The organism is Gluconacetobacter johannae, from assembly GCF_014174305.1.
Taxonomy (GTDB): Bacteria; Pseudomonadota; Alphaproteobacteria; order Acetobacterales; family Acetobacteraceae; genus Gluconacetobacter; species Gluconacetobacter johannae.
On the sequence record NZ_JABEQH010000028.1, the window covers coordinates 1 to 13,270 of the forward strand.

General features: G+C 67.7%; 10 protein-coding genes and 1 pseudogene. 5 read left to right on the forward strand and 6 right to left on the reverse strand.

Annotated elements, in window-relative coordinates:
• Window positions 1-225 (reverse strand): annotated as a pseudogene (locus HLH21_RS15850) (ammonium transporter); the annotation flags it as partial.
• A gap of 74 nt (window positions 226-299) precedes the next feature.
• Complete coding sequence (gene glnK / locus HLH21_RS15855; RefSeq protein ID WP_012226274.1) at window positions 300-638, reverse strand: P-II family nitrogen regulator; 339 nt, start codon at window positions 636-638, stop codon at window positions 300-302.
• Window positions 639-890: 252 nt separating this feature from the next.
• Between glnK and HLH21_RS15860 the strand changes: the two genes are divergently transcribed.
• The 5 genes from HLH21_RS15860 (at window position 891) to HLH21_RS15880 (ending at window position 7,340) form a co-directional block, all read left to right on the forward strand.
• Window positions 891-2,138 carry a UbiH/UbiF/VisC/COQ6 family ubiquinone biosynthesis hydroxylase gene (locus HLH21_RS15860; RefSeq protein ID WP_246379893.1) on the forward strand — a complete coding sequence of 416 codons (1,248 nt, stop codon included), beginning with the start codon at window positions 891-893 and terminating at the stop codon, window positions 2,136-2,138.
• Window positions 2,139-2,221: 83 nt separating this feature from the next.
• On the forward strand, window positions 2,222-3,085 hold the full coding sequence (cysE, locus tag HLH21_RS15865; RefSeq protein WP_182944728.1) for a serine O-acetyltransferase: 864 nt from the start codon (window positions 2,222-2,224) through the stop codon (window positions 3,083-3,085).
• Window positions 3,086-3,179: 94 nt separating this feature from the next.
• Entirely contained in the window at window positions 3,180-4,565 is a 1,386-nt protein-coding gene (locus tag HLH21_RS15870; protein WP_182944729.1) for an amidohydrolase family protein, read from the forward strand.
• Between the two features lie 34 nt (window positions 4,566-4,599).
• The gene (locus HLH21_RS15875; RefSeq protein ID WP_182944730.1) at window positions 4,600-5,844 is read left to right on the forward strand and encodes a TIGR03862 family flavoprotein; all 1,245 of its coding nucleotides are present in this window, start codon (window positions 4,600-4,602) and stop codon (window positions 5,842-5,844) included.
• Entirely contained in the window at window positions 5,841-7,340 is a 1,500-nt protein-coding gene (locus HLH21_RS15880; protein ID WP_182944731.1) for an ATP-binding protein, read from the forward strand. The genes HLH21_RS15875 and HLH21_RS15880 overlap by 4 nt, the downstream gene beginning before the upstream one ends.
• 26 nt (window positions 7,341-7,366) lie before the next feature.
• Here the strand turns inward: HLH21_RS15880 and HLH21_RS15885 are convergent, their stop codons facing one another.
• The 4 genes from HLH21_RS15885 to HLH21_RS15905 form a co-directional block, all read right to left on the reverse strand.
• Window positions 7,367-7,975 carry a nucleotidyltransferase family protein gene (locus tag HLH21_RS15885; protein ID WP_220789859.1) on the reverse strand — a complete coding sequence of 203 codons (609 nt, stop codon included), beginning with the start codon at window positions 7,973-7,975 and terminating at the stop codon, window positions 7,367-7,369.
• 5 nt (window positions 7,976-7,980) lie between these two features.
• Complete coding sequence (locus HLH21_RS15890) at window positions 7,981-8,568, reverse strand: LOG family protein (RefSeq protein ID WP_182944732.1); 588 nt, start codon at window positions 8,566-8,568, stop codon at window positions 7,981-7,983.
• Between the two features lie 38 nt (window positions 8,569-8,606).
• The gene (locus tag HLH21_RS16930) at window positions 8,607-9,791 is read right to left on the reverse strand and encodes a GNAT family N-acetyltransferase (protein WP_220789860.1); all 1,185 of its coding nucleotides are present in this window, start codon (window positions 9,789-9,791) and stop codon (window positions 8,607-8,609) included.
• A gap of 185 nt (window positions 9,792-9,976) precedes the next feature.
• Window positions 9,977-12,946, reverse strand: a complete 2,970-nt coding sequence (locus tag HLH21_RS15905; protein WP_182944733.1) for an Rne/Rng family ribonuclease — start codon at window positions 12,944-12,946, stop codon at window positions 9,977-9,979.
• Between the last annotated feature and the right edge of the window lie 324 nt (window positions 12,947-13,270).

The window sequence follows — 13,270 nt, forward strand, 5'->3', positions numbered from 1 at the left end:
GTAGCCCGCCACCATCCACACCACGGTGATGATGCAGCAGATGGCGAACGACTGCATGACCGTCGCCAGCACGTTCTTCTTGCGGACCATGCCGGCATAGAACAGCGCCAGCCCCGGAATGGTCATCATCAGCACCAGCGCGGTGCTGACCAGCATCCATGCCGTGTCGCCGGTGTCGATCGCGGGCGGGGCCGGGTCCGCGGCCAGTGCCGGGGCCGCCGCCATCAGCAGCGGGGCGGCCGCCAGCCCGGACAGGACGCGCGACGGAAGGCGGGCGGGGGTATGGGGACGGGTGGCGGTCACAGCGCGTCCTCTCCGGTCTCACGGGTGCGAATGCGGATGACGCTGTCGAGGCTGGAGACGAAGATCTTGCCGTCGCCGATCTTGCCGGTGTGCGCCGACTGCAGGATCACGTCGACAACCTGGTCGACAATGTCGTCGGAAACCGCGACCTCGATCTTCACTTTTGGCAGGAAGCTGACATGGTATTCCGCGCCGCGGTAGATTTCGGTCTGGCCTTTCTGGCGGCCGAACCCCTTCACTTCCGATACCGTGAGGCCCTGGATGCCCAGCGGCGTCAGCGATTCCCGAACGTCGTCAAGCTTGAAGGGCTTGATGATGGCTGTGACAAGCTTCATCGCGCCATGCCTCCTTGTTCCATGGTGATCCGTTTCCCGATCCGAATGATGATCCGAACTTCTATAACGGCAATACAAAATCCGTGCCATCCGTGAGCGAACTTGACGCAGGGGCCTGACTGGTGTGCCTTGCAGCCATCGAAAGCGGCGGCATCTGCCTGATTTATGGGCGGCAGCCCCGGAACGGATCACGGTTCCGACGGATTACGCCATCCGGAGGGCTATCACAGGACCACAGGCATGACCGAAGGCATGACGCCGTTTCCGACGACCGGACTCGACGCGGGGAAAGACGGCGACGGGGCGATCGGGGATGTCGATGTGTGCATCGTGGGCGCGGGACCGGTCGGCGCCACCCTGGCCTGCCGGCTGGCGGTCGGCGGGCTGCGCGTCGCCATCATTGATCGCGCCGCCCTGCCGCCGATGGAAGATCCCGGATTCGACGGTCGCGCCTATGCCATCGCGGCGGGGCCGCGCAACCTGCTGGACGCCGCCGGCGTATGGGGGCGGCTGCCGCAGCCGTCCTGCCCGATCGAGGAAATCCGCGTCTCCGACGGTCGCCCCGGCGAGGCCCCGTCCCCCCTGTTCCTGGAATTCGGCCGCGCGGACGCGGATCAGCCGTTCGGCTGGATGATCGAGGCCCGGTCCCTGCGGGTGGCGCTGAACGCGGCGCTGCACGCGTCGGACAACATCGTCGTCCTGGCCCCCGACGAGGCCGCCATCACCCGGACCGAACAGGGGGTGATGGTGCGGACCCGTTCGGGGCGGGCGTTCGGCGCGCGCCTGGCGGTCGCGGCCGAGGGGCGGCGCAGCCCCCTGCGCGAGCAGGCGCGGATCGGGATCACCCGGCTGCCGTACCATCAATGCGGGATCGTCGGTGCGGTGGCGCACGAGCGGCCGCACGGCAACCGTGCGCTGGAACATTTCCTGCCGGCCGGCCCCTTCGCCCAGCTTCCGATGGCCGGAACAGCCGATTATCCGAACCTGTCGGCCATCGTCTGGTCGGAAAGGGACGAGGTCGCCCGCCGCATGGTCGCCCTGCCGCCCGATGCCTTCGCCCACGAAATCCAGCGCCGGATGGGGGATTGGCTGGGACAGGTGACGCCGGTGGGGCAACGCTGGATCTATCCGCTGTCGGCGCAGTACGCCCAGCGTTACGTCGATACCCGGCTGGCGCTGGTGGGGGACGCCGCCCATGGCGTCCATCCCATCGCGGGCCAGGGACTGAACCTGGGCTTCCGCGACGTCATCGCGCTGGCGGACCTGCTGATCGCGGCTCACGCGCGGGGCGAGGATCCGGGGGCGCAGGCGCTGCTGCGCCGCTATCAGGCGCGCTGCCGCCCGGTCAACATGCTGATGCTGGCGGCGATGGACGGGCTGGAACGCCTGTTCGGCAACGACAATCCCATCCTGCGCCGGGCGCGCGACCTGGGGCTGGCGGGCGTGCATCGCCTTCCGGCCCTGCGCCGGGCCTTCGTCCGCCAGGCAATGGGCCTTTAGCCCACCCCTCTGGTCCTCCCCCTCTGGTCAATGGGGGGGACGGGTTCCCATATCGGCTGTTCCGTGCAACCGTCAGGTCCGTCATGCCCGATACATCCACGATATCCCTTCCGGGTTCCCGCGCGGGACGCCCCGTCGCAGAACCCACGCTGTCGGCTGTCGATCAGCACCGGCTGTGGGAAGAACTCGCGCATGGGTGCGAGGGGTGTGGCGACCCGCTGGTGCGCGGCCTGCTGGCGACCGGCATCCGCAAACATGCGACATTCGCCAATGCGCTGGCGGCGCTGATCGGGCGGAAGCTGGGCGACCGGTCGGTGGCCGACAACGCCCTGTTCGAACTGGTGATCGAAGTCTTCTTGGCCGACCCCGAGATCGTGGCCGCCGCTGCCGCCGACCTGGTCGCGATCCGCGAGCGTGACCCCGCCACCGCCGACTACGCGACGCCGTTCCTGTTCTTCAAGGGCTACCACGCGGTACAGAGCCATCGCGTGGCGCACTGGCTGTGGCAGGCCGGCCGCCGCCATCTGGCGCTGCATCTGCAAAGCCGCGCATCCGAACTGTTCGCCGTCGATATCCACCCGGCGGCGCGGCTGGGGCGGCGGATCCTGCTCGACCATGGTACCGGGATCGTGATCGGCGAGACCTCGGTGCTGGAGGACGACGTATCGCTGCTGCAGGGGGTGACGCTGGGCGGCACCGGCAAGAATGTCGGTGATCGCCACCCCAAGGTCCGGCGCGGCGTCCTGATCGGCGCGGGCGCCAAGATCCTGGGGAATATCGAACTGGGCGAGGGGGCGAAGGTCGGCGCGGGCTCGATCGTCCTGGAATCGGTGCCGCCGTTTACCACCGTCGTCGGCAACCCGGCCCGGCCGGTGGGCACGCGCCATTCCGCGCTGCCCGCCTTCACCATGGACCAGATGCTGCCCCCGATCGACTACATGATCTGACGCGGAATCCGAATATCAGGCGTTTCCGTCTGGACATCCCCGGCGCCGGGCCAAACACTGCCGGGTGGAAACGTCTGAAAAAAGGAAACACGGCATGAGGGCTGGGGATCGTATCGCGTGGCTGATGTCGCTGACGGTATGTGGGGGGCTATATTCCGCCGCGGCCATGGCGGCGCCGGTTCTTCTGGATCATGCGACCCTGATCGACGGGACGGGGGCCGCGCCGCAGCCCGATAGCGCGATCCTGATCCAGGACGGGCATATCGCGGCCGTGGGGCATAGCGGGGCCGTCGTGATGCCCCGGGGGACCAGGACGGTCGATCTGTCCGGCAAGACGGTCCTGCCCGGCCTGATTTCGGACCACAGCCACACCGGCCTGGTCAAGGGCACGAAGGTGGATGCGTCGAACTATACGCGCGACATCATCCTGGCGGCCCTGAAACAGTACGAACGGTACGGCGTGCTGACGGTCACGTCCCTGGGCCTGAACAACTCGCCGTTGTTCGACCAGTTGCGGCAGGAACAGCATGCCGGCAGCAATCCCGGCGCCGACCTGTTCGGCGTCGATCAGGGGATCGGCGCGCCCGACGGGGTGCCGCCGCAGGGCATGTTCCATCTGGGGCCCGACCAGATCTATCGCCCCACCACCGAGGCCGAGGCCCGCGCCGCCGTCGATCGCATGGCCGACGAGGGCACCGACCTGGTGAAGGTCTGGGTGGACACGTTCCGCAACGGCGTGCCCGGCGCGAAGGGCTACCCGAAGCTGGACCCCGCGATCTATCGCGCCGTGATCGCCGAGGCCCACGCGCGCGGCAAGCGGGTCGCCGCCCATATCCACGATCTGTCCGACGCCAAGGCGCTGGTCGAGGCCGGGGCCGATATCATCGCCCACGGGGTGCGCGACCAGCCGGTCGATACCGATTTCATCATGCTGATGGAACAGAAGGGCGCGTGGTATGTCGCGACCCTGAGCCTGGACGAGGCGAATTACATCTTCGCCCAGCATCCGGAATGGCTGGACGATCCGGTCCTGTCGGCGGCCCTCAGCCCCGAACTGCGCGCGCAGTTCGCCGACCCGGCCTGGCGGGCAAAGGTGCTGGCGGCCCCGCTGAGCGCCGCGTCCAAGGCGGCGCTGGCGGTCAACGAACATAATCTGCTGACCTTGTACCGGGCGGGAATCCGCATCGGGTTCGGGACCGATTCGGGTGCGTCGCCCACCCGTATTCCCGGTTTCGCCGAACATCGGGAGCTGAAGCTGATGGTCGATGCCGGCCTGACGCCGCTGCAGGCCCTGACGGTGGCCACGGGCAATGCCGCCGCCCTGCTGCACCTGTCCGACCGGGGCGTGATCCTGCCCGGCCGCCTGGCCGACCTGTTCGTCGTGTCCGGCGACCCGGCCACCGACATCACGGCCGTCGACAGGATCGAGCAGGTCTGGCATCGCGGGGTGAAGACCGACGGACCGCTGGTCGCGCGATAGGCCCGCGCCAGCCAGGCCGCGGATCAGGAGCGACATGCCGCATATCGTGGTGATTGGTGGAGGCCCCGCCGGCCTGGCCGCGGCCGGCGAACTGGCGGGCCGGGGCTGCGCCGTCACGGTGCTGGAGCGCATGCCGACCGTCGGGCGCAAGATCCTGATGGCCGGGCGGGGCGGGCTGAACCTGACCCATTCCGAACCGTTCGACCGTTTCGTCACCCGCTATGGCCCGGCCCGGCCGTGGCTGGAGCCCGCCCTGCGCGCCTTTGCGCCGGACGACCTGCGCCGATGGGCCGAGGATCTGGGACAGCCCTGTTTTACCGGCAGCAGCGGCCGGGTCTTCCCCCAGGCGATGAAGGCGTCGCCGCTGCTGCGGGCATGGGTCGCCCGCCTAAGCGGGCTGGGGGTGGATATCCGCACCCGGCATGACTGGACCGGCTGGGACGCGGCGGGCCGCGTCACCTTCACCGGGCCGGACGGCGCGGGCGCCATGTCGGCCGATGCCGTGCTTCTGGCCCTGGGCGGGGCAAGCTGGCCGCGCCTGGGGGCGGACGGGCGATGGACCCGCCTCCTGGCCGAACGCGGGGTCACCGCAGCACCTTTCCGGGCGGCCAATTGCGGGTTCGCCACCCGTTGGACCGAGGCCACGCGGACACGCTTCGCCGGCGAACCGCTGCGCGGCATCGCGCTGGCGATGGAGGGCGCGCTAGGCGCGCCCGTCCGGGGCGAGGCGGTGGTGACCGCCGCCGGGCTGGAAGGCGGGGCGATCTACGCCCTGTCCGCCGCCCTGCGGGACAGGATCGCGGCCCAGGGGCAGGCGCGGGTGCTGCTGGACCTGCGCCCCGACATGTCGCCGGATGTGGTCCAGGCGCGCCTGGAGCGGGTCCGGGGGCGCGAGAGCCTGTCGAACACGCTCCGCAAGGCGCTGCGCCTGCCGCCGGTGGCGGTGGCGATCCTGCGCGAGGGGGCGGAGGGGGCGCCGCCGCGTGATACGGCGGGGCTGGCCCGGCTGGTCAAGGCCGTGCCGGTGACGCTGCTGGCGCCCGATTCGCTGGATCGTGCGATTTCGGTAGCCGGCGGCATCCGGGCGGCGGACGTCGATGCCCGCTTCATGTTGCGGGCCCTGCCGGGTGTCTTCGCGGCGGGCGAGATGCTGGATTGGGAAGCCCCCACCGGGGGTTATCTGCTTCAGGCCTGCTTCGCCACCGGCCGCGCGGCGGCGGCGGGCGTGCTGGACTGGTTGCAGGAAGGGGCCAAGGAACGGTATCCGTCCACCCCATGACGGTTGCGATCACGATTGGGGAAGTGCGGGGCGGCGGGCCTGCCGTGATGGATCTGGCGGAACTGCTGTCCACGCGCCTGCTGGTGCAGGGCAATTCCGGATCGGGCAAGTCGCATCTGCTGCGCCGCCTGCTGGAGCAGTCGGCGACGCTGGTCCAGCAGGCCATCATCGACCCCGAGGGCGATTTCGTCAGCCTGGCCGAGAAGTACGGTCATCTGGTGATCGACGGCGCCATGCATACCGAGGCCGAATTGCAGGCGGCGGGCGAGCGGATGCGCGTCCATCGCGCCTCGGTGGTACTGAACCTGGAAGGCGTGGATGCCGAGTTGCAGATGCGTCGCGCGGCGGCCTTCCTGGGCGGCATGTTCGAGGTCGCGCGCGCCCACTGGTATCCTGTCCTGGTGGTGGTGGACGAGGCCCAGCTTTTCGCCCCCGCCGCCGCCGGCGAGGTGTCGGACGAGGCCCGGCGCGCCTCGCTGGGCGCCATGACCAATCTGATGTGCCGGGGGCGCAAGCGCGGGCTGGCCGGGGTCATCGCGACCCAGCGCCTGGCCAAGCTGGCCAAGAACGTCGCCGCCGAGGCGTCGAATTTCCTGATGGGGCGCACGTTCCTCGACATCGACATGGCGCGCGCGGCCGACCTGCTGGGCATGGAGCGCCGGCAGGCCGAAAGCTTCCGCGACCTGCAACGCGGGTTCTTCGTGGCGCTGGGCCCCGCGATATGCCGCCGGCCGGTCGCCGTGCGGATCGGCGCGGTCGAGACCGAAAGCCGTTCGGCCGGCCCGACCCTGATGCCGTTCGAGCCCGCGCCGCCGCCCGAGGAAATGCGCGAACTGATCCTGACCCCGCTGCCGGAGCGCGAACTGATGGCCCGGCCGGCCCGGACGCCAGCGCCGCCGCCGCCGGATATCCTGGCGCAGCTCGCCGCCCATGCCGCCTCGGCGGCCGTGGAGGCCGAAGCCGAGGAACCGTCGCCGCAGACCCCGGCCGACCGGGCCGAACAGCGCCGGCGCTTCGCCGCCATCCTGACCGACATATTGCGCGACGAGGATGCCGGCTTCCGGCCGGTGCATGTGCTGTATCAGGATTTCCTGGTCCGCTGCCGGATCGAGGGGATGGGACGACAGGCAATGGACATGCCGCAGTTCCGCCGGGCGCTGGCCACCGCGCGGGCCGGAATCGACGCCGAAACCGCCGAGGGCGAGGCCTGGCAGCAGGCCGAGCGGATCGCGACGCCGCTGCCCGACGACATGCGCGGGATCTTCCTGCTGATCGCCCGCGCGGCGATGGAAGGCGCCCCCTGCCCATCCGACGCCACCATCGCCCGCGTCTACGGCACCCATTCCCTGGGCCGTGCCCGGCGACAACTGGCGTATCTTGAAGAACAGAACGTCATTGTGCTGCGTACCGACGGCATGGGGCGTCGAAGTGCCGCCGTCATCGGCCTTGGCTGGGAAACCGCCCCGTCCGACCCCAATGGTGCGGGCCAGGGCTGACCAGGGAAAAGTCGCAGGCGGAACCGTTATTCATCCCAACCGATGATCGTGAGTTCGGGCCATAAGGCCTTCCACCTTGCGAGCTTCCTTTCGTATATTTCACGCGTGATTTGTTTTTTATTGGGACGCGCGACCGAACCGAACAAATCGGACAGTCCGTAAGGCGCGCATAAATCCAGGCCGGTGTCGCGAGGACGCAAACCAACCGCCGTTGCGGTGGTCGGGAATGTCGCAATGGCTTCGGTGGTCGATGTGTAAGGAGGGATAGCGTATCCGAATTTTTCCTTGTACCAGCAATGGACTCTGGCCTGGTTCTTTACGTCTATCCAGACGGGCACATCGCGGAATGCCGCGCGGATCCGAGCCGAGTGCGAGGCTTCGGCATCCTCGGAGAAATTGTCCGCATCGAAATAAATGATATCAATGTCATTGATGCCGTGAGCAGGCGGATAGCTGAATTTATGATTCCAGACGGTCTGGGCAACTGCTCCGGCGACAAGCCAGGCGTCGGGAAGGGAAATTTGATCCCATCGTCCGAGAAACGCGGAAAGAAGCGGGCTTTCGGCGACGACAGACCGGAGTTGCGTTTCCTGGACGTCTTTCAGGGCGCGCTTCCCCGACGGCTGTGTCGACACGATGGTCAGGCGGAAGCCGGGTGGATGGCCGCCTGCGTCCACTTTCGGGTGGGGGGCGTATAATCGTCAAACAGTTCGAAGAGTTCCAGAGGGTCGGATGTAACGACCAGCATGCTGGCATATTCGGGCTTCATGAATCCTTCCCGGGTGGTCTTCGCGATCATGGCCAACAGAGGATCGAAATAGCCCTCAACATTGAGAAAGCCGCAAGGCTTGTCGTGGATGCCAAGCTGCGCCCAGGTCCACTGTTCAAATATCTCCTCCAGGGTTCCTGCTCCGCCGGGAAGCGTCACGAAGCCCGACGCCAGTTCCGACATGCGCTGTTTGCGAACATGCATATCGGGAACCACTTCGAGATGAGTCAGTCCCTGATGCGCGATTTCGCGCTCGACAAGGGCCTTCGGCATGACACCGATGACCTCGCCACCGGCCTCCAGCGCACCGTTTGCGACGGCGCCCATAAGGCCGACATGTCCGCCGCCATATACGATCGCGACACCGCGCTGTGCGGCGAGACGCCCGAATGCATATGCAGCATGCTTGTAGGCTGGTTCACGCCCTTCGGACGAGCCACAGAAAACGGCGAGTTTCAAGGCAATCTCCGGACATCGGTTTCGGTGGGCGGATTATTTCACACAATGGCGGGTGAAGGGAGTGGATGACATGGATCGTCTCGTTCCGTCGCCCGAATCACTGTTGCCGTCACGCGTTGGTGGGCCTTGAAGCCAAGTGATTCATACAGGGCGATCGCTCCGGCATTATGTGCATAAGAATGCAGAAAGGGCTGCTCTCCTCTCGCAAGGATTCGCTGCGCGACCACGCGCATGAGGAAACCGGCATAGCCTCGTCCACGATAGTCCGGGTGGGTACATACACCGCTGACTTCGGTGAAATTTCCCGGCTTCATGCGCTCTCCGGCCATGGCGACAAGGCGGCCGTTGTCGCGAATTCCTATGAAGCCACCAAGGCGACAGGTGCCGGCCAGGAAAGGGCCGGGGGCGGTCAGCGTTGCCAGCGCCAGCATGTCTGCGGCATCATCTTCTCCGAGATCACGGAAGGGAAAACTGCGGTCCTGTTCAGAGACATGTGAGGCAACCATTTGCAGGCACTCGGCGCTACGGACGATCATGGCGCCCCTTGGTGCTGCGATCGTCTCTTTTTCAATGAGCCAGATTTCGTCGGTTTCAGATAACCGCGCCAGCGTGTCCAGATGCGGTGCCGTATTCCGGCGGGCGGCGCCGAACGGCCCGATTGCCGGATCGAAGCGCCGCGCGTCGGGGGTGCCGATCGACAGCAATGCCTGACGTCCCGAGAGCGCATTCCAGACGGGACGGTCAAGCATCTCCAGCGAATGTCCATCACCCGGCGCATCTGAAACGGCACGCGGCGTTTCCGCGGCGGCCAGCAACCGTCTTGCCGAGGAAAGGGCCGTGGCCAGCTCCTGCTGTTCGGCCGGAGCGAGACGCGACAGCGCCGCCGCGATGACGTCATGCTGACGACGATCTATGGCCGCAAATGCCGCGCGACCGGCCGGGGTGAGGCGGATGGGCCGGGAACGGCCGTCCCCGGCCGAACGATCGCGTGAAATCCACTCCCGTTGCTCAAACCGGCCGACCATGCGGCTCAGATAGCCGCGATCCAGGCCCAGTTCATCTTGCAGCGTGTTGGCCTGAACCGGTTCGCGCCGGGCAATTTCCAGCAGAAGCCGAGCCTCCGGCAGGCTCATGTCGCTGCCGAGGAAGCGCGCGTCCAAAGCCCCGACATAGCGGGTATAGAATCGGTTGAATGCGCGAACGGCTTCTATCGTCTGTTCCATAGGAAAGACGCTGCGCCATATGGTTGCCTTAGTCAACTATATGGAAACGGACCGCAGCCAGGGCAATTCGATGGTACGCCCGCTTCGACGCGATTGCCGGCCGGGCCGAGAATGGAAAAAGCCCCGCTTCCGGAAGGAAGCGAGGCTTTTTCGTCAGTCATCCTGGCCGGTGAACCGGCGGAGGATCAGCGGCGCCACCAGCCGGTCTTGCGGACCGGGGCGGGTGCGCTGTCGTCGATCACGATCGGCTGGACCACCGGGCTGGCCGGCGTCGCGGCCTCTGCCGGGGCCTCCGCAGCGGGCTCGGCCTTCTTCGCGCGGGCCGGCGTCTTGCGGGCGCGGCGCGGCTTGGCCGGGGCTTCGGCCGCCGGCGTTTCGGCGGCGGGTGCGTCCTCGGTCACCGCCGGTTCCGCCGACTTCGCCTTGCGGGTCGTCGTGGCGGCGCGCGGCGTGCGCTTGCGGGCCGGCTTCTTCGGCTCCTCGGCTTCGGCGGCGGGTGCCTCGGGTTCGGCTACCGCGACGGGCTCCTCCGCCACCTTGGGCGGCGTCTTCGCCGTGCTCTTGGCCGCGGCCTTGCGCGCCGGGGCCCGGCGCCGCGCGGGCTTGACCGGTTCGGCGACGACGGTCTCGGCCTCGGCTTCCGGTGTGGCCGCGACGACCGGGGCAGGGGCTTCCGCCTCGGTCTTGGCGGCGGCCTTGCGGGGGCGAGCGGTGGCGCGGCGGCGGGGTGTCCGCTTGGGCGCGGGCTCGGCCTCGACGATTTCGACCTCGACCTCGACCTCGACGGGGGCTTCCGGCGCCTCGGCTTCCACCGTTTCGGCGTCGGCCACGATCTCCGCCGTTGCCTCGATCACCGGTGTCTCGGGGACCGCTTCGGGTTCCGAGATGGCCAGCGTCTCGGCGATATCGACGATCTCGACCGAGACCGGGGCCTGGACGGGCGTCGCCGGGATAAGGTCGGTGTCGGTCGATTGCTCGATCACATCGAAGATGTCGATGATGCCGTTGCCGAACGGATTGGCCGGTGTCGGGCCGCGGTACGGCGCTTCCAGCGCGGGCGTCACGGGGCGGCGGTCTTGCCGGTCGCGACGACGGCGGTGGCGATCGCGGCCGCCTTCTTCCCGAACCACAGGAGCGGAGGCAACGGTCTCGGGCACGGCGGCCGGGCTTTCTTCCTCGGCCTCGATGGCCTCGGATTCCTCCGGCGTCGCGACGGCGGCCGGCTGCGGGGTCGCGGCCTCGCCATGCTCGGCGCCACCACGACGCCGACGGCGACGGCGACGGCGACGGCGATGATCGGTGCCGTCGTCGCTTTCCTCCGCAGCGGTCGGGGGTGCTGCGGTTTCGGCCTCGGCCTGGGCGGGGGCCTCGTCCTGAATCGGGATTTCGCGGACCAGGGCGGGCGCCGCGACGGTCTCGGGCTCCTCCGTGGAGGCGGCCAGGGCGACCGGTTCGAACTTTTCGGTCTGCGGGCGGACGCGCTCGATCCGCAGTTGCGGCGGCAGCAGGGTCGCATCGGGGGTGAAGACGACACGCATCTTGTGGCGCTTCTCGATCTCATCGAGCCAGACGCGCTTGTTGTTGAGGATATACAGCGCGATTTCCGAGGCCACATGCACCGTGATCTCGGCGGCGCGGCGACGGGTGCCTTCTTCCTCGACGGCGCGCAGCACATGCAGCGCGGCGCTCTCGGTCCCGCGGATGATGCCCGTGCCCTGGCAGTGCGGGCAGGGGGTGAAGGTCGATTCCGTGATCGACGGGCGCAGCCGCTGGCGTGACATCTCCAGCAGCCCGAAATGCGAGATATTGCCGACCTGGATGCGCGCGCGGTCGGTACGCAGCGCGTCCTTCAGCCGCCGCTCGACCATCGCGTTGTGCTTGCGGCTTTCCATGTCGATGAAGTCGATGACGATCAGGCCGGCCAGGTCGCGCAGGCGCAACTGCCGCGCCACTTCCTCGGCGGCCTCGAGGTTGGTGCGAAGCGCCGTTTCCTCGATATTGCGCTCGCGCGTCGCACGGCCCGAATTGACGTCGATGGCGACCAGCGCCTCGGCCTGGTTGATGACCAGATACCCGCCCGAGCGCAGCTGCACCGTCGGCGACAGCATCGAATCCAGCAGCCCCTCGACATTGAAATGCGAGAACAGCGGCTGCCCGTCACGCCAGCATTTCACCTTCTGCGCGCCCTGCGGCATCAGCATACGCATGAATTCGCGGGCGGACTTCCAACCGGTCTCGCCATCGACCAGGATTTCGCCCACGTCGCGGGTATAGATGTCGCGGATGGCGCGCTTAATCAGGCTCGCTTCTTCATAGATCAGCGCCGGGGCGATCGAATTGAGCGTATGTTCGCGGATGTCGTCCCACAGGCGTAGCAGATATTCGCAGTCGCGCATGATTTCGGGGCGCGGGCGCTGGGCGCCGGCGGTGCGGACGATCATCGCCATGCCGCGCGGGATCTGCAGTTCCGCGATCACGTCCTTCAGCCGGCGCCGGTCGGCCACCGACGTGATCTTGCGCGACACGCCGCCGCCGCGCAGCGAATTGGGCATCAGCACGCAATAGCGCCCGGCCAGCGAGACATAGGTGGTCAGCGCGGCGCCCTTGTTGCCGCGCTCTTCCTTGACGACCTGCACCAGCAGGATCTGCCGGCGACGGATGACTTCCTGGATCTTGTAGCTGCGGAGGAAGCGGGCGATCCGGCGCTGGACCACGCCCTCGTCGCCGGTGTCGGTCTCGCCACCGACGGTCTCGGGCAGGGGCTCGCCATTGCTGTCGGTGGCCTCGTCCTCGCCATTCGCGCCCTCGGCGTCGCGGGGCGCGGGGTCGGCCTCGTCGTCCTGGGGGGCGGCTTCCTCGGCGCGGGCTTCCTCTTCCTGCAGCGCCAGCAGCTTCTCGCGGTCGGCAACCGGGATCTGGTAGTAATCCGGATGGATCTCGCTGAAGGCCAGGAAACCGTGACGGTTTCCGCCATATTCGACGAAGGCGGCCTGCAGGCTGGGCTCGACCCGGATTACCTTGGCGAGATAGATATTGCCCTTGAGCTGCTTCTTGGCGGATGCCTCGACGTCGTAGTCTTCGAGCCTGTTACCATCCATCACGACCACGCGGGTTTCTTCCGCGTGGGTCGTGTCGATCAGCATGCGCTTGTTCATAAAAAACGGAACTCCGGTGTGCCCGGCTCCCCTGTCTGTCCGGCGTCCGCATCGGGGACGGGCAACTGCGATGGAGAGGGCGGGCAAAAACGAACGGGAAAGATATGACGGATCCGGAAGCCGTTGCGGCGGGGCCCGGGCAACCAGCGCCGGCATGTGTCACGGGTGACGCATGCTGTGTCGTGCTGCCTGCAAACGCGGTCCGCGTGGCGTTCATCCATCCTCATCAGGCGATGACGATGCGTCCAGGCCGAGGCGCGGCCGCGTCGTCAGATCAATATATCGTCGTCATCCTGCGCCCGGCCTTGCGGCAGGGGCGGAGCG

Bases quoted from the DNA above. Each gene is read 5' to 3' on its own strand.
- HLH21_RS15860 (WP_246379893.1), top strand. From the start codon at position 891: ATGACGCCGTTTCCGACGACCGGACTCGACGCGGGGAAAGACGGCGAC.
- HLH21_RS15905 (WP_182944733.1), bottom strand. From the start codon at position 12,946: ATGAACAAGCGCATGCTGATCGACACGACCCACGCGGAAGAAACCCGC.
- HLH21_RS15875 (WP_182944730.1), top strand. From the start codon at position 4,600: ATGCCGCATATCGTGGTGATTGGTGGAGGCCCCGCCGGCCTGGCCGCG.
- HLH21_RS15870 (WP_182944729.1), top strand. From the start codon at position 3,180: ATGAGGGCTGGGGATCGTATCGCGTGGCTGATGTCGCTGACGGTATGT.
- HLH21_RS15880 (WP_182944731.1), top strand. From the start codon at position 5,841: ATGACGGTTGCGATCACGATTGGGGAAGTGCGGGGCGGCGGGCCTGCC.
- HLH21_RS16930 (WP_220789860.1), bottom strand. From the start codon at position 9,791: ATGGAACAGACGATAGAAGCCGTTCGCGCATTCAACCGATTCTATACC.
- cysE (WP_182944728.1), top strand. From the start codon at position 2,222: ATGCCCGATACATCCACGATATCCCTTCCGGGTTCCCGCGCGGGACGC.
- glnK (WP_012226274.1), bottom strand. From the start codon at position 638: ATGAAGCTTGTCACAGCCATCATCAAGCCCTTCAAGCTTGACGACGTT.